This is a genomic window from Aquabacter sp. L1I39 (genome assembly GCF_017742835.1).
Classification (GTDB): Bacteria; Pseudomonadota; Alphaproteobacteria; order Rhizobiales; family Xanthobacteraceae; genus L1I39.
The window spans coordinates 5,055,768-5,079,814 of record NZ_CP072392.1 but is presented as its reverse complement, the minus strand read 5'-3'; the positions used below and the strand labels follow the sequence as shown (position 1 = coordinate 5,079,814).

24 protein-coding genes and 1 pseudogene are annotated in these 24,047 nt (G+C 66.0%); 19 read left to right on the top strand and 6 right to left on the bottom strand.

Going from position 1 to position 24,047, the window contains the following annotated elements:
• Positions 1 to 141: 141 nt before the first annotated feature.
• On the bottom strand, positions 142 to 417 hold the full coding sequence (locus J5J86_RS22950) for a ribbon-helix-helix domain-containing protein (protein ID WP_209102465.1): 276 nt from the start codon (positions 415 to 417) through the stop codon (positions 142 to 144).
• A complete protein-coding gene (locus J5J86_RS22945; protein ID WP_209102464.1) occupies positions 414 to 602 on the bottom strand; it encodes a DUF4169 family protein in 189 nt (62 codons plus the stop codon). The genes J5J86_RS22950 and J5J86_RS22945 overlap by 4 nt, the downstream gene beginning before the upstream one ends.
• A gap of 265 nt (positions 603 to 867) precedes the next feature.
• Here J5J86_RS22945 and fumC point away from each other — a divergent pair, with 265 nt between their 5' ends.
• The 12 genes and pseudogenes from fumC (at position 868) to radC (ending at position 11,321) form a co-directional block, all read left to right on the top strand.
• Positions 868 to 2,259 (top strand): class II fumarate hydratase, encoded by a 1,392-nt coding sequence (fumC, locus tag J5J86_RS22940; RefSeq protein ID WP_209102462.1) that lies wholly within the window; start codon positions 868 to 870, stop codon positions 2,257 to 2,259.
• A 240-nt stretch (positions 2,260 to 2,499) separates the two neighbouring features.
• Entirely contained in the window at positions 2,500 to 3,483 is a 984-nt protein-coding gene (locus tag J5J86_RS22935; protein ID WP_209102460.1) for a malate dehydrogenase, read from the top strand.
• Between the two features lie 586 nt (positions 3,484 to 4,069).
• Positions 4,070 to 4,441, top strand: a complete 372-nt coding sequence (gene rpsL, locus J5J86_RS22930) for a 30S ribosomal protein S12 (RefSeq protein ID WP_012171083.1) — start codon at positions 4,070 to 4,072, stop codon at positions 4,439 to 4,441.
• Between the two features lie 17 nt (positions 4,442 to 4,458).
• The gene (gene rpsG, locus J5J86_RS22925; protein WP_209102458.1) at positions 4,459 to 4,929 is read left to right on the top strand and encodes a 30S ribosomal protein S7; all 471 of its coding nucleotides are present in this window, start codon (positions 4,459 to 4,461) and stop codon (positions 4,927 to 4,929) included.
• 20 nt (positions 4,930 to 4,949) lie between these two features.
• Positions 4,950 to 7,025, top strand: coding sequence for an elongation factor G (fusA, locus tag J5J86_RS22920; protein WP_209102456.1), 2,076 nt, complete (start codon positions 4,950 to 4,952; stop codon positions 7,023 to 7,025).
• Between the two features lie 100 nt (positions 7,026 to 7,125).
• A pseudogene (locus tag J5J86_RS22915) lies at positions 7,126 to 7,227 on the top strand (succinate--CoA ligase subunit alpha); the annotation flags it as partial.
• A gap of 80 nt (positions 7,228 to 7,307) precedes the next feature.
• Positions 7,308 to 7,517, top strand: a complete 210-nt coding sequence (locus J5J86_RS22910) for a YqaE/Pmp3 family membrane protein (protein ID WP_209102454.1) — start codon at positions 7,308 to 7,310, stop codon at positions 7,515 to 7,517.
• A gap of 37 nt (positions 7,518 to 7,554) precedes the next feature.
• Positions 7,555 to 8,340, top strand: a complete 786-nt coding sequence (locus tag J5J86_RS22905; protein ID WP_209102452.1) for a fumarylacetoacetate hydrolase family protein — start codon at positions 7,555 to 7,557, stop codon at positions 8,338 to 8,340.
• A gap of 102 nt (positions 8,341 to 8,442) precedes the next feature.
• Entirely contained in the window at positions 8,443 to 8,913 is a 471-nt protein-coding gene (locus J5J86_RS22900; RefSeq protein WP_209102450.1) for a PaaI family thioesterase, read from the top strand.
• Positions 8,913 to 9,626: a DNA/RNA nuclease SfsA gene (sfsA, locus tag J5J86_RS22895; protein ID WP_209102448.1), complete on the top strand. Its 714-nt coding sequence runs from the start codon at positions 8,913 to 8,915 to the stop codon at positions 9,624 to 9,626. The genes J5J86_RS22900 and sfsA overlap by 1 nt, the downstream gene beginning before the upstream one ends.
• Before the next feature lie 142 nt (positions 9,627 to 9,768).
• Positions 9,769 to 10,596, top strand: coding sequence for a type I methionyl aminopeptidase (gene map / locus J5J86_RS22890; protein WP_209102447.1), 828 nt, complete (start codon positions 9,769 to 9,771; stop codon positions 10,594 to 10,596).
• Between the two features lie 5 nt (positions 10,597 to 10,601).
• Positions 10,602 to 11,321 carry a RadC family protein gene (gene radC, locus J5J86_RS22885; RefSeq protein ID WP_209102445.1) on the top strand — a complete coding sequence of 240 codons (720 nt, stop codon included), beginning with the start codon at positions 10,602 to 10,604 and terminating at the stop codon, positions 11,319 to 11,321.
• An 8-nt stretch (positions 11,322 to 11,329) separates the two neighbouring features.
• Here radC and J5J86_RS22880 read toward each other — a convergent pair whose 3' ends face one another.
• Positions 11,330 to 11,680 carry an ethanolamine utilization protein gene (locus J5J86_RS22880; RefSeq protein ID WP_209102443.1) on the bottom strand — a complete coding sequence of 117 codons (351 nt, stop codon included), beginning with the start codon at positions 11,678 to 11,680 and terminating at the stop codon, positions 11,330 to 11,332.
• 209 nt (positions 11,681 to 11,889) lie between these two features.
• Between J5J86_RS22880 and J5J86_RS22875 the strand changes: the two genes are divergently transcribed.
• From J5J86_RS22875 to J5J86_RS22865, 3 genes are all read left to right on the top strand, one after another.
• The gene (locus J5J86_RS22875) at positions 11,890 to 12,528 is read left to right on the top strand and encodes a MarC family protein (RefSeq protein ID WP_247657783.1); all 639 of its coding nucleotides are present in this window, start codon (positions 11,890 to 11,892) and stop codon (positions 12,526 to 12,528) included.
• A 39-nt stretch (positions 12,529 to 12,567) separates the two neighbouring features.
• Complete coding sequence (locus J5J86_RS22870; RefSeq protein WP_209102441.1) at positions 12,568 to 13,104, top strand: hypothetical protein; 537 nt, start codon at positions 12,568 to 12,570, stop codon at positions 13,102 to 13,104.
• 150 nt (positions 13,105 to 13,254) lie between these two features.
• The gene (locus J5J86_RS22865) at positions 13,255 to 15,783 is read left to right on the top strand and encodes a PAS domain-containing protein (RefSeq protein ID WP_247657781.1); all 2,529 of its coding nucleotides are present in this window, start codon (positions 13,255 to 13,257) and stop codon (positions 15,781 to 15,783) included.
• A 268-nt stretch (positions 15,784 to 16,051) separates the two neighbouring features.
• Here the strand turns inward: J5J86_RS22865 and J5J86_RS22860 are convergent, their stop codons facing one another.
• The 3 genes from J5J86_RS22860 to J5J86_RS22850 form a co-directional block, all read right to left on the bottom strand.
• Positions 16,052 to 16,969 (bottom strand): TorF family putative porin, encoded by a 918-nt coding sequence (locus tag J5J86_RS22860; RefSeq protein WP_209102440.1) that lies wholly within the window; start codon positions 16,967 to 16,969, stop codon positions 16,052 to 16,054.
• Positions 16,970 to 17,202: 233 nt separating this feature from the next.
• Positions 17,203 to 18,009, bottom strand: a complete 807-nt coding sequence (locus J5J86_RS22855; RefSeq protein ID WP_209102438.1) for a protease inhibitor Inh/omp19 family protein — start codon at positions 18,007 to 18,009, stop codon at positions 17,203 to 17,205.
• 107 nt (positions 18,010 to 18,116) lie between these two features.
• Positions 18,117 to 19,082 carry a 2-hydroxyacid dehydrogenase gene (locus J5J86_RS22850; RefSeq protein WP_209102436.1) on the bottom strand — a complete coding sequence of 322 codons (966 nt, stop codon included), beginning with the start codon at positions 19,080 to 19,082 and terminating at the stop codon, positions 18,117 to 18,119.
• 323 nt (positions 19,083 to 19,405) lie between these two features.
• On the opposite strand from J5J86_RS22850, the gene J5J86_RS22845 reads away from it, so the two are divergent.
• The 4 genes from J5J86_RS22845 to J5J86_RS22830 all read left to right on the top strand — a co-directional run bounded on the left by J5J86_RS22845 (position 19,406) and on the right by J5J86_RS22830 (position 23,928).
• Positions 19,406 to 20,488 carry an ABC transporter ATP-binding protein gene (locus tag J5J86_RS22845; protein WP_209102434.1) on the top strand — a complete coding sequence of 361 codons (1,083 nt, stop codon included), beginning with the start codon at positions 19,406 to 19,408 and terminating at the stop codon, positions 20,486 to 20,488.
• Between the two features lie 81 nt (positions 20,489 to 20,569).
• Positions 20,570 to 21,883: an ABC transporter substrate-binding protein gene (locus tag J5J86_RS22840; protein WP_209102432.1), complete on the top strand. Its 1,314-nt coding sequence runs from the start codon at positions 20,570 to 20,572 to the stop codon at positions 21,881 to 21,883.
• A 151-nt stretch (positions 21,884 to 22,034) separates the two neighbouring features.
• Positions 22,035 to 22,982, top strand: coding sequence for a carbohydrate ABC transporter permease (locus J5J86_RS22835; RefSeq protein WP_247657779.1), 948 nt, complete (start codon positions 22,035 to 22,037; stop codon positions 22,980 to 22,982).
• Positions 22,983 to 23,046: 64 nt separating this feature from the next.
• On the top strand, positions 23,047 to 23,928 hold the full coding sequence (locus J5J86_RS22830) for a carbohydrate ABC transporter permease (RefSeq protein WP_209102430.1): 882 nt from the start codon (positions 23,047 to 23,049) through the stop codon (positions 23,926 to 23,928).
• Positions 23,929 to 24,047: the final 119 nt, after the last annotated feature.

The following is a 24,047-nucleotide window of genomic DNA, read 5'->3' as shown; positions in this document are numbered from 1 at the left end:
CCGCAGCTGCCGCTCCGCGTGTCACCCTGTGCCGCCGACCCGCGAATGCGCTCGGGGTAGCGGGTTATAGAAAGGCACGCGCCGCGTTTCAACGCGGCTGCGTGCCTGCCTAGCTTCGATCAGATAGGAACGGCTTCAGCCTTACGCAACGGGAGCGCCGGCCCCCGAGCGCTCGGAATGTCCGTGGCTGCGCGCGGAGGCGGCATTCTCCCGGTAATGGTCGAGCACGAACAGGCGGATGGCGGAGGACAAATTGCCCTGCGTCCGCGAGGAATCGATGGTCGCGACCAGATCGGAAAGCGTCAGCCGCCGGCTGGCGGCAATCTCCTTGAGCGCGTCCCAGAACGCATCTTCAAGGCTCACGCTGGTCTTGTGACCGGCGATGACGATGGACCTCTTCACCACGGGGCTTTTCATTTTCCATCCCTCTCAGTGAGCGCATGACCTTCGTGAGTCTTTTCCATGAGCCTGCGCTGCGCCTCTTGGGCGAGGCGCTCGGCCTTGGTGCGGCCGAAGCGCACCCGGTTCTCGGCGGCGGCGGCCTCGGCGTCCTGCCGAGCCCGCTGTTTCTTCACGCGCCGGAGATTCACGATCTCGCCCACGTCGGACCTCTATGAGCAGCTCAGGTTCCCCCAAAACCTGGGCCAAATGACGGGTGCCGCAATCGCTGGACCCTGATCCATCGTCGCAGCGCTGATCGTTGCAGTAAATGCCTGATCCGGGGCGAAGCTATGGCAAATCGCACCTCTTGCTTCCACCACCCACTACCGCTCCTGAACTATTTTACGGATTCGATGCGCTCACAGCCCTGGTTCGGCTGTGATAGAAGGCGCGCGACCGCTTCAATATGTGGAAAGGCGACGCAGGATGACAGCCACCCGCACAGAGACCGACACGTTCGGCCCCATCGAGGTCCCGGCGGACCGTTACTGGGGCGCCCAGGCGCAGCGGTCGTTCGGCAATTTCAAGATCGGCTGGGAACGCCAGCCCTTGCCGGTGGTCCGGGCGCTGGGCATCGTCAAGCGCGCCGCCGCCGAGACCAACATGGCGCTCGGCCGCCTCGACTCCACGGTGGGCGCCGCCATCGTCGCCGCCGCCCAGGAAGTCATCGACGGCAAGCTGGACGACCATTTCCCCCTCGTGGTCTGGCAGACCGGGTCCGGCACCCAGTCCAACATGAATGCCAATGAGGTCATTTCGAATCGCGCCATCGAGATGATGGGCGGGGAGAAGGGTTCCAAGAAGCCCGTGCATCCCAATGACCACGTCAATATGAGCCAGTCGTCCAACGACACCTATCCGACCGCCATGCACGTGGCGTGCGCGGAGGAGATCGTCCACCGGCTGCTGCCCGCCCTGCGCACCCTGCACGGCGCGCTGGCGGACAAGGCCAAGGCCTGGTCGGCCATCATCAAGATCGGCCGCACCCATACGCAGGATGCCACGCCGCTCACCCTCGGCCAGGAATTTTCCGGCTATGCCCAGCAGGTGGAGAACGGCATCGCCCGCATCGAATCGACCCTGCCGGCGCTGATGCAGCTCGCCCAGGGCGGCACGGCGGTGGGCACCGGCCTCAACGCGCCGGTGGGCTTCGCCGAGAAGGTGGCCGAGCACATCGCCGCCATCACCGGCCTGCCCTTCACCACCGCGCCGAACAAGTTCGAGGCGCTGGCCGCCCACGATGCCATGGTGTTCTCGCATGGCGCCATCAACACGGTGGCGGCCTCCCTGTTCAAGATCGCCAACGACATCCGCTTCCTCGGCTCGGGCCCGCGCTCGGGCCTCGGCGAGCTCTCCCTGCCGGAGAACGAGCCCGGATCATCCATCATGCCGGGCAAGGTGAACCCGACCCAGTGCGAGGCCCTCACCCAGGTGTGCATCCAGATCTTCGGCAACAATGCCGCGCTGACCTTCGCCGGCAGCCAGGGTCATTTCGAGCTGAACGTGTTCAACCCGGTGATGGCCTACAACTTCCTTCAGTCGGTGCGGCTGATGTCGGACGCCGCCCTCAGCTTCACCGAGCATTGCGTGGTGGGCATCGAGCCGCGCGAGGACAACATCAAGGCGGCGCTTGAGCGCTCCTTGATGCTGGTCACCGCGCTGGCGCCCAAGATCGGCTATGACAACGCCGCCAAGATCGCCAAGACCGCGCACAAGAACGGCACCACGCTCCGCGAGGAGGCCGTGGGCGGCGGCTATGTGACCAATGAGGAGTTCGATGCCGTGGTGCGTCCGGAGAAGATGATCTCCCCCGGCTGATGCCCGGCCCTCATCCGGGGCCTCATCCCTTGGTCGAAGCCTGAACGACGCCCGGCGCCACCCCGCGCCGGGCGTTCGCGTTCAAGGGGTCCGCCTTCGGCCGGGGCGCATAAAAAATCAGCGCAAGCGAAGCCGTGCGAGGGGATTCGCGCGCTTCCCTTCTTTCGCCCGTCACTCTAGATTGCGCGCCGCGGGACCCGCCCCCGCGGGTGGGGCCCCCATGGCATAAGGGCATTTCTCATGACCAAACCCGCCGTTCGCGTCGCTGTCACGGGCGCCGCCGGTCAGATCTGTTATTCGCTGCTGTTCCGCATCGCCAATGGCGACCTCTACGGCAAGGACCAGCCGGTCATCCTGCAACTGCTCGATCTGCCCCAGGCTCAGGCGGCGGTCGGTGGCGTGGTGATGGAGCTCGAGGACTGCGCGTTCCCGAACCTCGCCGGCGTCGTCATCACCGACGACCCCAAGGTCGCCTTCCGCGACATCGATGCCGCCTTCCTGGTGGGCGCCCGTCCCCGCTCGAAGGGCATGGAGCGCGCCGACCTCCTCCTCGCCAATGCCGAGATCTTCAAGGTCCAGGGCGCGGCGCTGAACGAAGTGGCCAAGCGCGACGTGAAGGTGCTGGTGGTGGGCAATCCGGCCAACACCAATGCCTACATCACCGCCAAGTGCGCGCCGGACCTGCCGGCCAAGAACATCACCGCCATGCTGCGGCTCGACCATAACCGCGCGCTCTCGCAGTTCGCGGCCAAGGTGGGCGTGTCCTCCGCCGACATCGAGAAGATGGTCGTGTGGGGCAATCACTCCCCCACCATGTATGCCGACTACCGCTTCGCCACCGCCAACGGCAAGCCACTGCCGGAGCTCGTCAATGACGAGGCCTGGTATCGCGACGTGCTGATTCCCAAGGTCGGCAAGCGCGGCGCCGCCATCATCGAGGCCCGTGGCCTGTCGTCCGCCGCCTCCGCGGCCAACGCGGCCATCGACCACATGCACGACTGGATTCACGGCACCAATGGCGGCTGGGTCTCCATGGGCGTGGCTTCGGACGGCTCCTACGGGATTCCCGAGGGAATCGTCTACGGCATGCCCTGCGTGTGCGCCAATGGCGCCTATGAGGTGGTGAAGGATCTGCCCGTCGACGACTTCTCCCGCACCATGATGGACAAGACGCTGCAGGAGCTCACCGACGAGCGTGACGGCGTCAAGGCCATCACCGGCTGACGCAAAGGGGCCCGGGACGTGCGCCCGGGCCCGCTTTCTTGGCATTCCTTTTAAGATCCTGTCATCAATTTGCGCTTTATTACGTCACGTGCGGTGCGCGCCCTTGGCCACCGCGCCGAGGCGGGTGCCGACGCCCCGCCGGACTGAGGCGAAGCGGGCAGGAAAGCCCAAAATACCTTGCTTCTGCCTGTGCCCGCCCTTGACGGGATGCGACTCTGCGGTTAGAAGCAGCCCACTTTCGCGGCAGGCGATCGGCGTCTGGCCCTCAAGGAGCTGTTCCGGTTCTCCGGAATGCCCGGCCAGAAACGCAGAAACGCTGCCAGGAACAGCACTACGAGATTTGGGTGCACGATCGCGGCGCCAGGCTCCTCGGAGTCGAGAGTTCCGCGATCCTCTGTCGCGAATTGGCGTGCAAGCTGCGCAAGCGGTTTGCGACGCCCATTCTGCGTGGTGCCATCGGCGGGCGACTGCCGGTGCAAAACTGTTTCACGGCGGCCAAGGCCGCCCCATCGTGGCGATCCCCCCAAAGGGGTCGCAGAACTCAAAATTGCGGCGCAAGCCGCAGATCAGGACGAGGCGAAGGCGTATGCCTACGATCAACCAGCTGATCCGGAAGCCGCGGGAAGCGCAGAAGGCGCGGGACAAGGCTCCTGCTCTTCAGTCGAGCCCCCAGAAGCGTGGTGTGTGCACCCGCGTCTACACCACGACCCCGAAGAAGCCGAACTCGGCGCTTCGTAAGGTTGCCAAGGTGCGGCTGACCAACAGCTACGAAGTGATCGGTTACATCCCCGGCGAGGGTCACAACCTTCAGGAGCACTCCGTGGTCATGATCCGCGGCGGCCGCGTGAAGGACCTTCCCGGTGTGCGTTACCACATTCTCCGCGGCGTGCTGGACACCCAGGGCGTGAAGAACCGCAAGCAGCGCCGTTCGAAGTACGGCGCCAAGCGGCCGAAGTGATCTGAGGAGAAGCGAGCATGTCTCGTCGTCATAAGGCTGAGCGCCGCGAAGTCATCCCGGATGCCAAGTATGGCAACCTCGTGCTGAGCCGCTTCATGAATTCCGTCATGCGTGACGGCAAGAAGTCGGTGGCCGAGTCCATCGTGTACGGTGCCCTCGAGACCGTCGAGGCCAAGGCCAAGCACGATCCGGTCGAGGTCTTCATCCAGGCCCTGGAGAATGTTGCTCCGGCGGTTGAAGTCCGGTCCCGCCGCGTCGGCGGCGCCACCTATCAGGTTCCGGTCGAGGTGCGCACCGAGCGTCGCCAGACCCTCGCGATCCGCTGGCTCATCGCCTCGGCCCGCGCCCGCAATGAGAAGACCATGGTGGAGCGTCTCTCCGCCGAGCTTCTCGACGCGGCCAACAATCGCGGCAACGCGGTGAAGAAGCGCGAGGACACGCACCGTATGGCGGAAGCCAACCGTGCCTTCTCGCATTATCGCTGGTGATCGGAACCGAGGACTGAGCTATGCCGCGCAGCCACGCGATTGAGGACTACCGCAACTTCGGCATCATGGCCCACATTGATGCCGGCAAGACCACCACGACCGAGCGGATCCTCTACTACACCGGCAAGAGCCATAAGATCGGTGAAGTGCACGACGGTGCCGCCACCATGGACTGGATGACGCAGGAGCAGGAGCGTGGCATCACGATCACCTCTGCTGCGACGACCGCGTTCTGGGACGGCAAGCGTCTGAACATCATCGACACGCCCGGGCACGTGGACTTCACCATTGAGGTGGAGCGTTCCCTGCGTGTGCTCGACGGCGCGGTGTGCGTGCTGGACGGCAACCAGGGCGTCGAGCCGCAGACCGAGACCGTGTGGCGCCAGGCGGACAAGTACAACGTGCCGCGCATCGTGTTCGTCAACAAGATGGACAAGATCGGCGCCGACTTCTACCGCTGCGTCGAGATGATCATCGACCGCGTGGCCGGCAACCCCGTGTGCTGCCAGCTGCCGATCGGCTCTGAGAACAACTTCAAGGGTATCATCGACCTCGTCCGCATGAAGGCGGTCGTGTGGGAAGACGAAGCCCTGGGTGCGAAGTTCCACGACGAAGAGATCCCCGCGGATCTCGCCGAGAAGGCTGCCGAGTATCGCGGCAAGCTGATCGAGGCCGCCGTTGAGCTCGACGACGATGCCCTTGCCAACTATCTCGATGGCGTCGAGCCGGACGAGGCGACCCTCAAGTCGCTCATCCGCAAGGCCGTCATCGGCCGCAAGTTCAACCCCGTCTTCTGCGGTTCTGCCTTTAAGAACAAGGGCGTGCAGCCGCTTCTTGACGCGGTGGTGGACTATCTGCCGAGCCCCATCGATCGCGGCGCGATCAAGGGCATCGACTTCAAGACCGAAGAAGAGACCGTCCGCAATCCTTCGGACAGCGAGCCCCTTTCCGTGCTCGCGTTCAAGATCATGGACGACCCCTTCGTCGGCACCATCACCTTCTGCCGCATCTATTCGGGTGTGATGGAAGCTGGCATGGGCCTGCTCAACTCGACCCGCGACAAGCGTGAGCGCGTGGGCCGGATGCTGCTCATGCATGCCAACAACCGCGAGGACATCAAGGAAGCCTATGCCGGCGACATCGTCGCCCTGGCCGGCCTCAAGGAAGTGCGCACCGGCGACACGCTGTGCGACACCGCCAAGCCTGTGATCCTCGAGAAGATGGAATTCCCCGAGCCGGTCATCGAGATCGCGATCGAGCCCAAGTCCAAGGCGGACCAGGAAAAGCTCGGCATCGCCCTCTCCAAGCTGGCGGCGGAGGATCCCTCCTTCCGTGTGTCGACCGATCACGAGAGCGGCCAGACCATCCTCAAGGGGATGGGCGAACTGCACCTCGACATCAAGGTCGACATCCTGAAGCGCACTTATAAGGTCGAGGCCAATGTGGGCGCCCCGCAGGTGGCCTACCGCGAGACCCTGACCAAGCGCACCGAGGTGGACTACACCCACAAGAAGCAGACCGGTGGTACCGGTCAGTTCGCCCGGGTGAAGTTCATCGTGGAGCCGAACGAGGTCGGCAAGGGCTTTGCCTTTGAGAGCGCCATCGTCGGTGGCGCAGTGCCGAAGGAGTACATCCCGGGTGTCCAGAAGGGCCTCGAGAGCGTGCTCGGCGCGGGTGTGCTCGCCGGCTTCCCGGTGGTGGACGTGAAGGTGACGCTCATCGACGGCGCCTATCACGAGGTGGACTCGTCGGCTCTGGCCTTCGAAATCGCCTCCCGCGCCGCTTTCCGCGAAGCGCTGCAGAAGGGCGGGGCCATCCTGCTCGAGCCGATCATGAAGGTCGAAGTGGTGACCCCCGAGGATTACACGGGCTCGGTCATCGGCGATCTGAATTCTCGGCGCGGCCAGATCCAGGGCCAGGACATGCGCGGCAATGCGAACGTCATCAATGCGATGGTGCCGCTGGCCAACATGTTCGGCTACGTGAATACGCTGCGGTCCTTCAGCCAGGGCCGCGCCACCTTCACGATGCAGTTCGACCATTACGAGCAGGTTCCCTCGAACGTCGCTCAGGAGGTTCAGGCGAAATACGCCTGATCCTCATTCCACCCGTAACGCTCATTCTCGCCAGAGAGACCCAACGGAGAGTCCCATGGCCAAAGAGAAATTCAACCGCTCGAAGCCGCACTGCAACATCGGCACGATCGACAAGATCGCGGCGATGGAAGAAGCGGGCATCCGCGTCTCTCCCTCCCCGGCGCGTCTCGGCAAGACGCTCGTCGAGGTGCTGAAGGGCTGATCGGCCCCGCCTCTTCCCTCCGACCCGGGCACGCCCCATCTGAAAGGGGCGCCCGCCTGTGGGCGCGGAGGGAGACTTTGATGATTTACGCAGTGGCGGTCCTGCTGCCCTTTCTGGCGCTGATGCTCCGGGGGCGCGTGCTCCAGGGCATTTTATGCCTGGTGCTGCAGGTCACCCTGATCGGCTGGCTGCCGGCCGCCATCTGGGCGGTGGTGGTGGTCAATAACGACAATGAGGAGCGGCGCCACAGGGAGCTCCTCGCCAGCATCAATTCATCGACGCGCCGCTGAACGCCCCTTCCCGGCGCGCGGCGCCAGGGAGGATCACATGGCAAGGTGGGTGCGTTTTTCGGCCAAGGACGCGACGGTCAGCGCGGCGGGGTTCGGCCGGCTCGAAGGCGAGACCATCACGGTATACGAGGGCGACCTGTTCGCCGGGCCGGTGGCGACCGGCGAGACCCTCGCCTTGGCCGATGTGTCCCTGGAGGCGCCGTGCCAGCCCTCCAAGATCATCGCCCTGTGGAACAATTTCCATGCGCTGGCGGCCAAGCTGAACGTGGCCGAGCCGGCCGAGCCGCTCTATCTGCTCAAAGCCCCCTCCACGGTGGCCGCCCCCGGCGCCACCGTGCATCGCCCGCCGGCCTATGGGGGCAAGACGGTCTATGAAGGGGAGCTGGGCATCGTCATCGGCCGCACCGCCTCCAACATCACCGAGGACGAGGCCGCCGCCCACATCTTCGGCTACACCATCGTCAACGACATCACAGCTGCCGACATCCTCCAGAAGGACCCCACCTTCCCCCAATGGGCGCGGGCCAAGGGGTTTGACGCCTATGGGCCGTTCGGCCCCTGGATCGAGACGGACCTTGATCCCACCGCCACCTCCGTGCGCACGGTGCTGAACGGGGCGGAGCGGCAGAATTATCCGCTTTCCGACATGATCTTCCCGCCCGCCCGGCTGGTGGCGATGATCTCCCGCGACATGACGCTGTTGCCCGGCGACCTCATCGCCTGCGGCACCTCGCTGGGGGTTGGCACCATGAAGGAGCCGTCAAACGACATCGAGGTGAGCATCGAAGGCATCGGCACGCTGAAGAACGTGTTCGTGCAGTGAGGCGATCCGCACGGCGCGCGGCATCTCGCGCCGTGCGCCAGAGGTCGGGGTGGCCTCGTCCGGCGACCGCGCTATGGTGGCGCGCCGCAACGGAAGAGACGCATGACCATCGCCGCGACCCCCGCCTTTACGCCCCCCGATCCTGATTTCGAGGCTCGCGTCCGCGAGAGCTTCGCCCGCCAGCCTTTCATGGCCAGCATGGGCGCGCGCATGGAGGAGGTGGCGCCGGGCCGTGTTAGCGTGGTGCTGCCCTACGCGGAGGGTGTGACGCAGCAGCACGGCTTCTTCCATGGCGGCGCCGTGGGCGCGTTGGCCGACACGGCGGGCGGCTATGCGGCCTTCACGCTCTTTCCGGCCGATTCCACCGTGCTGACGGTGGAATATAAGATCAACATCATGGCCCCCGGTCGGGGCGAGCGCCTGGTGGCTGTGGGAGAAGTGGTGCGCTCCGGCCGCACGCTCACCATCGTGAAGGTGGATGTGTTTGCGGAGAAGGAGGGCGCGCGCACCCATTGCGCCACCGCCACCCAGACGCTCATCTGCCTTCTGGGCCGCAGCGACACCCGCGCCTGATGCGCTTTCCTCTTCCTTTGGTGCCGGCCATCCTGGTGCGCCGCTACAAGCGTTTCCTCGCCGACGTGGAACTGGCCGATGGCACATTGACCACCGCCCATGTGGCCAATTCCGGCGCCATGACGGGGCTGGCGACGCCGGGCTCCCGGGTGTGGCTGGCGCCCGCCTCCGGGCCGGGCCGCAAGCTCGCCTTTGGCTGGGAATTGGTGCAGGCGGATTTCGGCGCGGGGCCGGAACTGGTGGGCGTCAACACCATGCATCCCAACCGCCTGGTGGCGGAGGCGATCGGCGCGGGGAAGGTGCCGGAGCTCGCCGGCTATGCCCGGCTGCGACGCGAGGTCAAATATGGCCGCAACAGCCGGATCGACATTCTTTTGGAGGATGACGCCCGCCCGCCCTGCTTCGTGGAGGTGAAGAATGTGCACCTCATGCGCACCCCCGGCGCGGCGGAGTTTCCCGATTGCGTGACCGCCCGCGGCGCCAAGCACCTGGCGGAACTCGCCGCCATGGCCGGGGAGGGCGCCCGGGCGGTGATGGTCTATCTCAGCCAGATCGGCTCGGCCCGTTCCATCGCCCTCGCACGGGATCTTGATCCCGCCTATGGGGCGGCCTTTGATCTGGCCCGGACGGCGGGCGTGGAGGCCATCGGCCTTGTCTGCGCGCTGGACCGGGAGGGCATCGAGGTGGCCGGCAGCGTGCCCATGCTGGGCTGAAGCGGGACCGCGAAACGGCCGCCGCGCGCCTCGCGCAAGGCTGGCAACGGCATGCTATGACTTGCTTTGCGCGTGGCTTGGCCTAAATCTGGAAGAGAAAAGCCGGGTGGTGATGCGCCGCCCCGCCGGCAGGACGAGTTTCATGAGCTATGTGGAAGCGGACCAGGCGCCGCTGAGGAAGACCGGACATATCAAGCTCTACGGACCGGAAGGGTTCGAGGGCATGCGCCGCGCCGGGCAGTTGACCGCCAAGGTGCTGGACGAAGTGGCCGAGATGGTGCGCCCGGGCGTGTCCACCGAGGCCATCGACAAGCTGGTCTTCGACTTCGCCATGGACCACGGCGCCTATCCGGCGACGCTGATGTATCGCGGCTACCGCTATTCGGTCTGCACCTCCATCAACCACGTGGTCTGCCACGGCATGCCCAATGCCCGCCCACTGCGCGAGGGCGACATCGTCAATGTGGACGTGACGCTGGTGCTCGACGGCTGGTACGGCGATTCCAGCCGCATGTATGCGGTGGGCCAGATCCCCCGCCGGGCCGAGCGGCTGCTGGATGTCACCTACGAATCCATGATGATCGGCATCCAGGCCATCAAGCCGGGCGCCCATGTGGGCGATATCGGCGCCGCCATCCAGGAGTTTGTCGAGCCCCAGCATATGAGCGTGGTGCGCGATTTCTGCGGCCACGGCGTCGGCCGCATCTTCCACGACGAGCCCAACATCGTGCATGTGGGCCGCCGGGGCGAGGGGCCGGAGCTGAAGCCCGGTATGATCTTCACCGTGGAGCCCATGATCAATCTGGGCCGCCCCCATGTGAAGGTGCTCTCGGACGGCTGGACCGCCGTCACCCGCGACCGCTCGCTCTCGGCCCAGTTCGAGCATGCGGTGGGCGTGACCGAGACCGGGGTGGAGATCTTCACCTTGAGTCCCAAGGGCTACCACAAGCCGCCCTATTCCGTGGGCTGAGCGGCATGTCCGAAGATCCCGAGGAGGGACTTGCGGAGGCCGGCCTTGCGTCGGCGCCGCATTTCCATGGCCATCGGGATCGCCTGCGCGCCCGCTTCCGCGAGGCGGGGGCGGCGGCGCTGGCCGATTACGAGCTGCTGGAACTGGTTCTGTTCCGCGCCGTGCCGCGCCGGGACGTGAAGCCGCTGGCCAAGGCGCTGGTGGAGCGGTTCGGCTCCTTCGCCGAAGTGGTGGCCGCCCCGGCGGCGCGCCTGGCCGAGACGCCGGGCGTGACGCCCGCCATCGTCACCGAATTCAAGATCATCGAGGCCGCCGCCCATCGCCTGGCGCGCGGCCAGGTGAAGCGCCGGCCGGTCCTGTCCTCCTGGACGGCGGTGATCGACTATTGCCGCGCCGCCATGGCCTTTGCGGACCGTGAGCAGGTGCGCGTCCTGTTCCTGGACAAGCGCAACCAGTTGATCGCCGACGAGGTGCTGCAGACCGGCACGGTGGACCACGCGCCGGTCTATCCCCGCGAGGTGGTGAAGCGGGCACTCGAATTGTCCGCCACCGCCATCATCCTGTGCCACAACCACCCGTCCGGCGACCCCACCCCCTCCCGCGCCGACATCGACATGACCCGCAAGATCATCGATGTGGCCAAGCCCCTGGGCATCGAGGTGCACGACCACATCATCGTGGGCAAGGACGGCCATGCCTCCCTCAAGGGCCTGCGGCTGATGTGAGCACGCCCTCAGGCGTGGGCCGGCCGCCAATGGGGGAAGGTGACATAAGCGGTGAGCGCGCCTTCCGCGTGGGAGAGGATGGTCACCACCTCGCCCTTGGGCATGTAGATGATTTCCCCTGGCCCCGCCGTCACGGTGCCGGCGGCGGTGGTGACAGAAATCCCGCCTTCCAGAACAATCATCACATCATCGACGGCCATGGTCTCGGTCAGGCTCTGGCCGGCATCATAGCGGCCATAGCCGATTGTGATCGGCCCGCCCTGGCGCTCGTCCACCAGATTGCCCACGAAGATCTCCGCATCCTGGCCCGGCGACTTTTCCAGGGCCACGTCCGAAACCGCGAACTTGCGCACCTTCATTCCTTCCTCCGTAACGGATGCACCGGCGGCAGTCGCCGCCCGCCGGTGATGACCCTTGCAGGGGCGGAAAGTTCCCGCGCAGCGCGGGCGCGCGGCGTGCCCCCGCGGCTTGCCTCGCGGCCCGGCACTGACGTGCCGCAGCGGAAATCATTAGGAAAATCAGGACGGGTCGGGCAAAAACCTAAGCTGGCATTTCAGGGAGAGCCGGCATGATCGACCTCGCACTGTCCGCGAAACTGTTCGCGGCACTGTTCGCCATCATGAGCCCCTTGAGCATCGTGCCTATTTTTCTGGCGCTCACGGCGGACCTCACACCAGCCGCGCGGCGCAGCACGCTCATCGCCATGCTCGCCACGGTCATCATCGGTGCGCTGGTGTGCGCGCTGGCCGGGCACATGCTGTTGAACCTGTTCGGCATCGATGTGGATCATTTCCGCCTGGCCGGCGGTCTCATCGTGCTGATGATCGCTTTGTCCATGCTCAGCGGTGACGACCACACCTCCCATTCGGGCACGGATGAGGAGCAGGCGCAGTTCAAGTCCACGTCCAATCCGGGCGTCTATCCGCTCGGCCTGCCCATCGCCATCGGGCCGGGCACCATGGCCACCATCATCGTCTATGCGCAGACCTCCGCCGATCCGCGCGAGGCCGTGGGCTTCTATGTGGGGCTGGCGGGCTATCTCGTATTCTTCACCATCTGCATGGCGTTGGCGCCCCTGATTGGCAGCCGCCTGTCGCCCACCGCGCTTTCTATTTCCAAGCGATTGATGGGCATCATTCTCGCCGCCATCGCCATGGAGATGGTGGGCGGGGCGCTCGGCGCCATGTTCCCGGGCTGGATGCGCTGATCCGGTCCGAGCCCTGACCGATCCACGGAGGCTTTGTCCATGGCCAACACGCACCCCACTCCCGCTTCCGGCCCCAATGGGGTGCGGGCCTGGCTGCGGGAAGTGCCCTACCTCGCCACGCTGCTGCTGACGCTGGGCGGGGTCGCCTATTCGGCGCTCTCGCGCAGCCCGCTGCAGCATTATTGGGAGCTGGTGACACTCTTCAATTGCGGCGCCTGCATCTATGAGGGCTGGGGCGTGGACGGCCAGCGGCGCTGGCGGGTGGTGTGGACCCAGTTGCTGCACTGGGGCGCCTTCCTGGTGGCCATGACGCTGCTCTTCCTGCCGAGCGTGCAGGCGGTGGCCAATGCGGATTCCACCGGCCTTGCCATCCTGCTGCTGCTGGCGCTCGGCACCTTCGTGGCGGGCGTGCACACCGCCTCCTGGCGGGTGGGGCTCAATGGGGTGGTGCTGGCGCTGTGCGTACCGGTGGTGGCTTGGCTCGACCAGTCGGCCCTCATCGTGACACTGGCTGTGCTGGCGCTACTGTTGGCCGCGGCCCTCCTGGCCGGCTTCTGGCTGCGCAGGCGCATGTGAGGGCGGGCGCTACGGCCTCATGGGCCGTAGCCGGGCGCGAAGCCCCGCCCAATGCCAAAATGCGCGGGGCTTCAGTGAACCAAAGCGTGGCGGGTGCGTTATGGGGGGCGGCGCAAACTGGGGCGCCGCGTCTGGTCAGGGGGAGGCAAGGTGGAGGAGCCGCGTCCAGACCTCGCGGAGATCTTTCCCGGCACGAGCGAAATGGCCGCTCGCATGCGGGCTCACGACTGGGCGGCGACGGCGCTCGGCGATCCACGCCGGTGGCCGGATGGGCTGAAGATCCCCTTGCGCATGCTGCTCACCTCCCGCTTTGAGATGTGGCTCGGCTGGGGGGAGGACCTCTGCTTCTTCTATAATGACAGCTATATCCCCACCCTCGGCCTCAAGCACCCGACCATGCTGGGCCGCCCGTTTCGGGAGGTGTGGGCGGAGGTCTATGAGGACGTGGCCGATCAGGTGGCGCGGGTGCGCGACGGGGAGGCCACCTGGAACGACGCGCTGCTCCTTCTGCTGGAGCGCAGCGGCTTTCCCGAGGAGACGTATCACAGCTTCTCCTACAGCCCGCTGTTCGGGCCCGCCGGGGCGGTGGACGGCCTGTTGTGCGTGGTCACGGAAGTCACCGAGCGCGTCATCGCCGAGCGCCGGCTCGGCTCCCTGCGCATGCTGGGCATGGAACTGGTAGGGGCCACCACCCAGGAGGCCGTCTGCGATGCCGCCCGCACCGTGCTCGGCGCCAATCCGCGCGATTTCCCCTTCGCCCTCATTTTCCTGCGCACCGAGGAGGGCTGGCGGGGCGTGGCCTGCGCTGAGGCGGCGGAGCCACTGCTCCATCATCCCTGGCCACTGGAAGGGCTGGCGGCCCCCTGGCGGATCATCGACCTTCCCGCCGACCTTCCCCGTCCCGGCGGGGCCTGGGATATTGCGCCCACCCGCGCGCTGGTGGTTTCCATCGCCGGCGCCTCGGAGGAAGGGGTGGCGGGGCATCTGGTGCTGGGCCTCAACCCCTATCTGCGCAGCGACATGGACGTGATCGATCTTGGGCGGCTGCTGGCGGGCCAGATCAGCGGCGCGCTCGCCAATGTGGCGGCACTGACGGCCGAGCGGCGGCGGGCGGACCGCATCTGGTCCCACTCGCGCGATCTCCTGGTGACGATTACCGCCGACGGCATCTTCCGCTCGGTCAGCCCATCCTGGTCCCGCATTCTCGGCCACGCGCCGGAGGTCGTGGTGGGGCGCAGTTTCTCCCAGTTCATGCTGCCGGAAGACGTGCCCGGCTCCGCCTCCGCCCTGCAGCGGGCCGCGGGCGGAGAGGACTTGACCGCGTTCGAGAACCGGTTCCTAGCCGTGGATGGGACGTTGCGCTGGATCTCCTGGCACACGGCGCGGGAAGACGGTCTCGTTTACGGCTATGGCCGCGACATCACCGAGCAGAAGGCCAATGCGGAGGCCCTTTTGCACGCGGAAGACGCCTTGCGTCATGCCCAGAAGATGGAGGCGGTGGGTCAGCTGACGGGCGGCATCGCCCATGATTTCAACAATCTCCTGACCGGCATCACCGGCTCGCTCGACATGATCCGCCGGCGGCGGGAGCGCGATGCGGGCGCCGATATCGCGACCTATCTCGGCATCATCGGTGCTTCCGCCGACCGCGCCGCCTCCCTGACCCAGCGCCTCCTCGCCTTCTCCCGCCGCCAGGCACTGGATCCGCGCCCGGTGGAGGTGATGGCCCTGGTGCGGGGCATGGAGGCCCTGATCCGCCGGTCCATCGGGGAATTGATCACGCTGGACCTCCAGGCGCCAGACGACCTTTGGCCGGCCACCTGCGATCCCAACCAGCTGGAAAGTGCCATTCTCAATCTGGCGATCAATGCCCGCGATGCCATGCCTCAAGGCGGACACATGAGCATCTCGGCCGGCAATATGCGGGTGGAGGCGGAGCAGTGCCGGCGCTACCGGCTGGCGCAGCCGGGGGACTATGTGGCCATCGCGGTGTCCGACACCGGCCACGGCATGTCGGCGCAGACCATGGCCAAGGCGTTCGACCCCTTCTTCACCACCAAGCCGCTGGGCAAGGGCACGGGGCTCGGCCTGTCCATGATCTATGGCTTTGCCCAGCAATCCGGCGGCTCCACCTGCATCGAGAGCGCGCCGGGCGCGGGCACCAAGATGATGCTCTTCCTGCCTCGCAGCCTGATCCCAGCGCGCGCGGATCCAGCCGAGCCTGCCCTATCCCCGCGCAATGGCGGCCACACGGCGCGGGTGCTGGTGGTGGAAGACGAGCCGGCGGTGCGCAGCCTCGTGGTCGAGGCGCTCAGCGAGGTGGGCTACCGGGTGATGGAGGCGGCGGACGGCCCATCGGCGCTGGCCATCCTCAAGTCCGAAAGCGCCATCGACCTGATGGTGACCGATGTGGGGCTTCCCGGCATGCATGGCCGCCAATTGGCGGATGAGGGGCGGGTGCTCTGGCCAGGCCTAAAGGTCCTTTTCGTCACCGGCTATGCCCATGAGCTCGATCTCGGGCAGGGCGCGCGCAATCCGGGGACGGAACTGCTCACCAAGCCGTTCGAACTGCCCGTGCTGCTGGACCGGGTGGAGAGCATGATCGCCGATCCCGCCGGGGCGCCTGCCGATGGTCGGCCGGTGCGGGCGGCGGGCCGAAGTGGGACGGGCTTGTCCTGAGCGGGCGCGCTTGTGTCCACCGCTCGGCAGCCCGCCCCCACCCCTTTCGTCATTGCCTGTGCATTGCGGCGCCTCTTCCCGCGCACCATGGCCCTGCGCCGCGCGATGCCGCAAAAGCAAAAACCCCGCCGAGGCCTCGGCGGGGTTTCTATCTCTCTCGATACGTTCAGCGTTTCATGGAAACGCTGCCGCGCTCGATCTCCTTGCTTTCAGGCATCTCAACAGACGTCCTGCATGCCTTGCAACCCTGGCCGGAGCCAGGACGACATCACTTCAGGGCGTTGAAGGAGGTCGCGAAGGACAGGCTGGCGACGAACTTGTTGCCGCAAGCGTTCTGGTTGCTGATCATGAAGGCGCAATCTTCGTTGCTGAGATCGGTGCCGGAATAGCGCAGATCCAGGGTCGCCGCCTTGTAGGTGAAGGCGATGCCCGCATTCCACCAGTTATAGCCGGCAATGGTCTGATTGTAGGTGTAACCGGTGAAGATGTTGGTCACATCGTAATTGTAGGCGCTGGTGGACAGCCACTGATGGCCGAATTCGCCAGACACGTACCAGCCGAAGTCGCCACCGGGGCCGAAGGCCGGCAGCGGAACCTTGGCGGTGACCGAGAGCGCGGTGCCGTCGGTGCCGGTGGAGGCGAAGTCGCTGGTCCAGTAGAGGTTCAGGCCGAGGTTCAGCCAGGGCGCAACCTGGTAGGACGGCTTGGCGTAGATTTCCCAGTAGTTGAAGTTCGTGGACTTCAGGGAGCCAACCGTCGGATCGATGTTGTTGGAGCCAGAGCCACCCGGATAGGTGTAGTACACCGCGCCGACGTCGAGGGCGAAGTTGCCCCAGGTGTGACGCAGGCCACCGGAGAAGTCGACTTCAAGCGAGCTGTTGGTGGACAGATAGCCCAGGCCTTCCATCGTGGTGGCAACCCAGTTCTGGTTGGACGCCCACACGTTGAAATACACCCAGTCGAACAGCTGGAGTTCGACAAAGCCCTGGATGGCCGGGTTGTTGTTCGTCTGGCTGATACCGCGGAACAGATAGTCGGTCGTGCCGGTCACACCGAAGGCCAGGTCCCACATGGGGGGCGGCGGCGGCGCCACCACGGCCTTCACGGGCATCGTCGACAGGTCGGCTGCGAAGGCCGAGCCGACGATCATCGTGCTGGCAGCGGCAGCGAGTGCGAGCTTTTTCATACACCTACCCCCTAGAAAACATCTGAAGTGATTCAGACCAAATTTCTCCACATTGTCCAATGTGAAAAAAGGGGCAGTGTTTGACCAAAAATTAGACAACCCCGCATGAATGCTGGATTTCATTGTTGCAAAATCGCAACGCGCTGGGGAAACTCCGCGTACGGCTCAGGTTGAGGCCGCATTGCAGCATTCGTCTGCCGTGTGGGAAAAGGCGTCTGGGCTCCGCAACTGTGTCACGGTCGCAACAGCAACAGGGGGCGTCCGCGCTCGGGCACCTTCGCCCAGCTGCCATCTTCCTGTCGCGCGAATCGCAGGGTCGTCGCGCCCGAGCCGGACTCCACCAGCACGTTGCCGCCTTCGATCCGCCATCCCACCGGCGCGAACTGGGCGAGGCCCGCATCGCATCCGGGGGCGACGCGCACCGCGCGGCTGCCGCCAGCCGCAGGATCCGCGGACAGGGTCCATCGGCAGATCGGCTTGCCGGCGGTGCGGGCGAGGTCCCAGTCGCCGGTCATCTCCTCCACCGACACCTCGATGCCGCTCTGCGCGGCGGGGGGAGCCAGGAAATAGACCCCGTCGCCTTCCCGCAGCGCCTCATAGCTGCCGCCGGTGGCCTCGGTGAATTCCGCCACCAGGCGGCCCTGCCCATCCAGCAGCCGCACCGCGCCCGAGGGGTCCGGCGTCCAGGCCGAGAGCTGCGGGGCGAAGGCGATGGCCGTGCAGGCCCCGGCATCGAGGCCCAGCAGGAAGGCGGGGGCCGGTCCGGGGGCCGGGTCGGCGCGCAGCGTCACGGCGCAGGTGCGCATGCCATCGGCGCTGGAGAGAAGGAAGGGGCCGGCCACCTTCTGTGCGGCGGCCTGGAGGGCGGGGTCCACCTTGGCAGGCCGCGTGGACGCAGGTTTCTGGGACGCGGGACGCGTCTCGCTCCTGGGGGCGCCCGCGCCCTGGGCGAAGGCGGGCGGCAGCCCTGCGGCCAGCCCCGCGCCGAAGCTCGCGGCGCAAAGGGCGAGAAGGAGCGGAGCGGTGGCGAAGCGCATCATGGATGAAGGCTAGCCCAGCCCCTCCCAATGGGGAAGGCGCCGCGGTGCCGCTGCAGGTTCGCGCCCGGCCTTTTTGGCGCGGGCGCGCGGGCGTCAGGCCTCAGGTGTCAGGCCTTGGGCCAGGGGGTCTCGGCCACCGGGGTGAGGGGCCCCTTGCCAGCGAACCAGGACAGGATGTTGTCCACCACCAGCTGCCCCATGGCGGTGCGGGTGTGGTGGGTGGAGGAGCCCACGTGGGGCAGCAGCACCACATTGTCCATGGCGATCAGCTCGGCCGGCACGTGGGGCTCGTCCTCGAACACGTCGAGGCCGGCGGCGCGGATGGTGCCCGCCTTCAGCGCGGCGACAAGCGCCTGCTCGTCCACCACCGTGCCGCGCGCCACATTGATCAGAATGCCGTCGGGACCCAGCGCCTCCAGCACCTGCGCATTGACGAGGTGCCTGGTGGAGGGACCGCCGGGCAGGATGAGGATGAGCGTGTCCACGTCACCAGCCATGGCCACCAGGTCGCCATAATGGCGATAGGGCAGATCCGCCTGCGTGGTGCGGGTGTGATAGGAGATGGGCAGGCCGAACGCCTCGATGCGACGCGCGATGGCCTTTCCGATGCGGCCCATGCCGACGATGCCCACCTTGCGGTCGCGCAGGGTCAGGCCCAGCGGATAGGCCCCCTTCAGCCACTTGCCTTCGCGCAGGAAGCGGTCGGCCTGGGGAATCTCGCGGACGGTGGCCAGCAGCAGGCCCAGCGTCAGGTCGGCCACCTCTTCGTTCAGCACCTCGGGGGTGTTGGTGACCATGACGCCACGCCGGGCGGCGGCAGCGGCGTCCACGGTGTCATAGCCGACACCGAAATTGGAGACGATCTCCAGCTTGGGCAGGCGGGCCATCATGGCCTCGTCCACCTTCAGGCGGCCGCGGGTGGCGATGGCGCGGATCTCGGAGCCATGGGCGGCGATGGCGCCCTCCACGTCCATGCCGCCCACCAGGGTGAAATGCTCGGCCAATTGCCGCTCCACCACATGGTCCATCACAGAGCCGGTGGTCAGGAGATAGGGGCGGTCAGCTGCGGTCATGGCGGGGCTCGGTCGTTGGGGGCGGCGTTGGGGGGGGGCGGCAGGGGTGATCTGCGCCGGATGGCGTCATTGCCTGGATAAGCGCCCCGGCGGGCGGATTCAATGGCTCGTTCAATCGTTTTAAAATTCACTTGATCCAGCCGGGCCGCCACACCATGATCGCTCGCGTACCGCTGCGGCGCGTCCGGTCCTCACCGGAGGCGACCCACAAAAGGTGGACGAATGACCGTTTCCGGCGGTCCAAAGAAAGGCCTGGCCCCGCCTGAAGGCGGAGAGACCGAAGGCCGATTGATCGGGTAGGACGTCTCAGGGAGCTCTTACGGATGGCGACCGTCGACATTCGCGGTGTGAAGAAAGCCTATGGTACGACGGCCGTGATCCACGGCGTCGATGTGGAAATTCGCGACGGTGAGTTCGTCGTCCTGGTGGGTCCCTCCGGCTGCGGCAAGTCCACGCTCCTGCGCATGATCGCGGGCCTTGAGAACATCACCGGGGGTGAGATCCTGATCGGCAACCGCGTGGTCAACGAGGTGCCGCCCAAGGAACGGGACATTGCCATGGTGTTCCAGAACTACGCGCTCTATCCGCACATGACGGTGGCGGACAATATGGGCTTCTCGCTGAAGCTGCGCAAAGCCCCCAAGTCCGAGATTGACGGGCGGGTGCAGAAGGCGGCCGGCATTCTCGGCCTCACCCACCTTCTGGACCGCTATCCCCGCCAGCTCTCCGGCGGCCAGCGCCAGCGCGTGGCCATGGGCCGGGCCATCGTGCGCGATCCGCAGGTGTTCCTGTTCGACGAGCCGCTCTCCAACCTTGATGCCAAGCTGCGCGTGCAGATGCGCACCGAGATCAAGGAACTGCACCAGCGCCTGAAGACCACCACCGTCTATGTGACCCACGACCAGATCGAGGCCATGACCATGGCCGACAAGATCGTGGTCATGCATGACGGCATCGTGGAGCAGATCGGCGCCCCGCTCGACCTGTATGACCGCCCCGCCAACCAGTTCGTCGCCGGCTTCATCGGCTCGCCCGCCATGAACTTCATCAAGGGCACGGTGCGCGTCAACGGCAAGGCCACCTTCGTCACCGACGGCGGCGCCACCTTGCCGCTGGAAGCGGTGCCCGCCGGCATCAATGGCAAGCGCGCTGTCTACGGCCTGCGGCCGGAGCATGTGCGCCTCGATCCCGCCGGCGTGCCGGTGGAGATCATCGTGGTGGAGCCCACGGGCTCGGAAATCCTTGCCATTGCCCGCATCGGCGCGGAAGGCAAAGGCGGCCAGGAGATTTCCCTCCTGTTCCGGGAGCGTCTTGCCCTTGCGCCCGGCGAGACCATCCGCATCATGCCGCTGGAGGGCATGCCGCATCTGTTCGACGAGGCAAGCGGCGCGCGCCTCGCCAGCTGAACCGTGCCGAAAAGACCGCTCGCATCAGACGAAGCGGCCGGCGCTTGAAGTGACCCCAAGATGTCACCGGAGGAACGCCAAATGGATATTTCCCGTCGCAATCTTCTCATGAGCGGCGCCGGGCTTGCCGGCGCGGCCGCTTTGGGCGGCATGGCCGGAACGCCGGCTTTCGCGCAAGGCGCCATGCCTCAGTTCAAGCCGGAGCCGGGCGCCTCGCTGCGCGTCCTGCGCTGGTCGCCCTTCGTGAAGGGCGAGGAAGACGCCTGGCTCGCCAACACCAAGAAGTTCACCGAGGCCACCGGCATCGAGGTGCGCATCGATAAGGAGAGCTGGGAGGACATCCGTCCCAAGGCGGCGGTGGCCGCAAATGTGGGCTCCGGCCCGGACATCGTGTGGGTGTGGTTCGACGACGCCCAGCAATATCCCGACAAGCTCCTGGACGTGACCCCGCTCGCCAATGCCCTCGGCAGCAAGTATGGCGGCTGGTATGAGGCGCCCGCCCTCTATGCCAAGAAGGACGGCAAGTTCATCGCCCTGCCGCTGGCGACCATCGGCAATGCGGTCGTCTATCGCGACAGCTGGATGAAAGAGGCCGGCTTCAGCGAGTTCCCGAAGGACACCAAGGCGTTCCTGGAACTGGGCAAGGCGCTCAAAGCCAAGGGCCATCCCATGGGCTTCACGCTCGGCCATGGCGTCGGCGACGGCAACAATTTCTGCCATTGGGTGCTGTGGTCCCACGGCGGCAAGATGGTGGATGACAACGGCAAGGTGGTCATCAACAGCCCGGAGACGGTCGCCGCCCTGAAATATGTGGCCGAGCTCTACAAGACCTTCATCCCCGGCACCGAGAGCTGGCTGGACGTGAACAATAACCGCGCCTTCCTGGCCGGTGAAATCTCCTGCACCGCCAATGGCGTGTCGGTCTATTACGGCGCCAAGAACGATCCCAAGCTCGCCGACATGGCCGCCGACATGCGTTCCACCAACTTCCCCGTCGGCCCGGTGGGCAAGGAGATTGAGCTGCACCAGACCACGTCTGCCTGCATCTTCAAATACTCCAAGTTCCCGCAAGCGGCGCAGGCCTATCTGGCCTTCATGTTCGACGCGCCGCAGATGAACGCCTGGATCACCGGCGCCAGCGCCTATTGCTGCCAGACGCTCAAGGCCTTCGCCTCCAACCCGGTGTGGACCGACAACCCGATCCACAAGCCCTATTCGCGGGCGTCCGAGACCCTGCGGCCGAACGGCTATTCCGGCCCGCTCGGTCCGCAATCGGCGGCTGCCATGGCGGACTGGATCGTGGTGGACATGGTGGCGGAAGCCGCCACCGGCCAGCGCACCCCCGAGGAAGCTGCCAAGCGCGCCGAGCAGCGCGCCAGCCGCATCTATCGCTGAGGACAGGGCCGGGCGTCCCGTGCGGCGCCCGGCTCCCCCATCCGTGATGCGTCTCCCCCTGGAGGCGCAGGCCGGCTGACAGAGCCGGGACGCGACGGCGCGCCCCGGGCCTTCATCCTTCCTTTCGGTTCAAGTCTTCAGAGGCGGTTTCATGGCAGACGTGGCGGCGCGGGAGGCCCCCCGGGCATCCGGCAGATCCTGGTGGGCCGGCATCGGCCAGGGGCGGCATGTGCTCGGCCTCCTATTCCTCCTGCCGGCGGCGGTGTTCCTGCTGTTGTTCCTCACCTACCCGCTGGGGCTCGGCGTGTGGCTCGGCTTCACCGACACGCGCATCGGCCGGGAGGGGGTGTTCATCGGACTGGAGAACTACCAGTTCATGTGGGAGGACACCGTGTTCTGGCTGGCGGTGTTCAACACCGTACTCTACACGACCGCCGCCTCCATCCTGAAATTCGCACTCGGCCTCTGGCTGGCGCTGCTCCTGAACCAGCATCTGCCGTTCAAGAGCTTCTTCCGCGCCATCGTCCTGCTGCCGTGGGTGGTGCCCACGGTACTGTCCGCCATCGCCTTCTGGTGGATCTTCGATGCCCAGTTCTCGGTCATCTCCTGGGCCCTCATCAAAATCGGGCTCATCGAGCACAACATCAACTTCCTGGGCGATTCCACCAATGCCCGCGCCTCGGTGATCGCCGCGAATGTGTGGCGCGGCATTCCGTTCGTGGCCATCTCGCTCCTGGCGGGCCTCCAGACCATCCCGCAATCGCTGCACGAGGCGGCAACGCTCGACGGGGCGAGCGGCTGGCAGCGCTTCCGCTTCATCACCTTGCCCATGCTCTCGCCCATCATCGCGGTGGTGATGACCTTCTCGGTGCTGTTCACCTTCACCGACTTCCAGCTGATCTATGTGCTCACCCGCGGCGGGCCGCTCAACGCCACCCATCTGATGGCGACCTTGTCCTTCCAGCGGGCCATTCCCGGTGGCCAGTTGGGCGAGGGCGCGGCCATCGCGGTGGCCATGATCCCCTTCCTCCTGGCGGCGATCCTGTTCAGCTATTTCGGCCTGCAGCGCCGCAAGTGGCAGCAGGGCGGGGGCGACTGATGCGCGCCCTCCTGTCCCGCCCGCTCCGCACCGCGATCCACCCCCCGCTTCGGGAGGCCCGGCCATGAACGATCAGACCGTCACCGACAACTCCACCGGCATGAGCTATCTGGACAGCCTGCCGAAGCGCCTGATCACGGTGGTCCTGCCGCTCCTGGTCTTCGTCTTCGTGCTGCTGTTTCCGTTCTATTGGATGGCGATCACGGCCATCAAGCCGAACTACCAGCTGACCGATTACACCAATTATTCCCCGCTCTGGGTGGTGGAGCCGACGCTGGAGCACATCAAGTATCTCCTGTTCGAGACCTCCTATCCGGGCTGGCTCTGGAACACGATGCTGATCTCGGTGTGCGCCACCTTCATCTCGCTGGTGGCCTCGGTCTTCGCCGCCTATGCCATCGAGCGCCTGCGCTTCCACGGCTCGCGCTGGGTGGGGCTCGGCATCTTCCTGGCCTATCTGGTGCCGCCCTCCATCCTGTTCATCCCGCTGGCGCTGATGGTGTTCAAGCTCGGCATCTACGACACCAAGCTCGCCCTCATCCTCACCTATCCCACCTTCCTGGTGCCCTTTTCCACCTGGCTGCTCATGGGCTATTTCCGCTCCATCCCCTATGAGCTGGAGGAATGCGCCCTGGTGGACGGTGCCTCGCGCTGGCAGATCCTCATCAAGGTGCTGCTGCCGCTCTCCGTGCCGGGCCTGATCTCGGCGGGCATCTTCTCCTTCACCTTGTCCTGGAACGAATTCATCTATGCGCTGACCTTCATCCAGTCCTCGGAGAACAAGACGGTGCCGGTGGGCGTGCTCACCGAATTGGTGCGATCCGACGTCTATGAATGGGGGGCCCTCATGGCCGGCGCGCTCATCGGCTCGCTGCCGGTGGTGATCCTCTATTCCTTCTTCGTGGACTATTACGTCTCGTCCATGACCGGGGCGGTGAAAGAGTAAGGGCTCATCCCCTCAGCGGGGGAGGGAGGGCGAGCGGGGCCGGATCGGAGACGACCGGCCCCGGTTGCGTTTCAAGCCTCGCCGTGGCACCCCTCACGCAGGCATGATGGGGGCTTGGG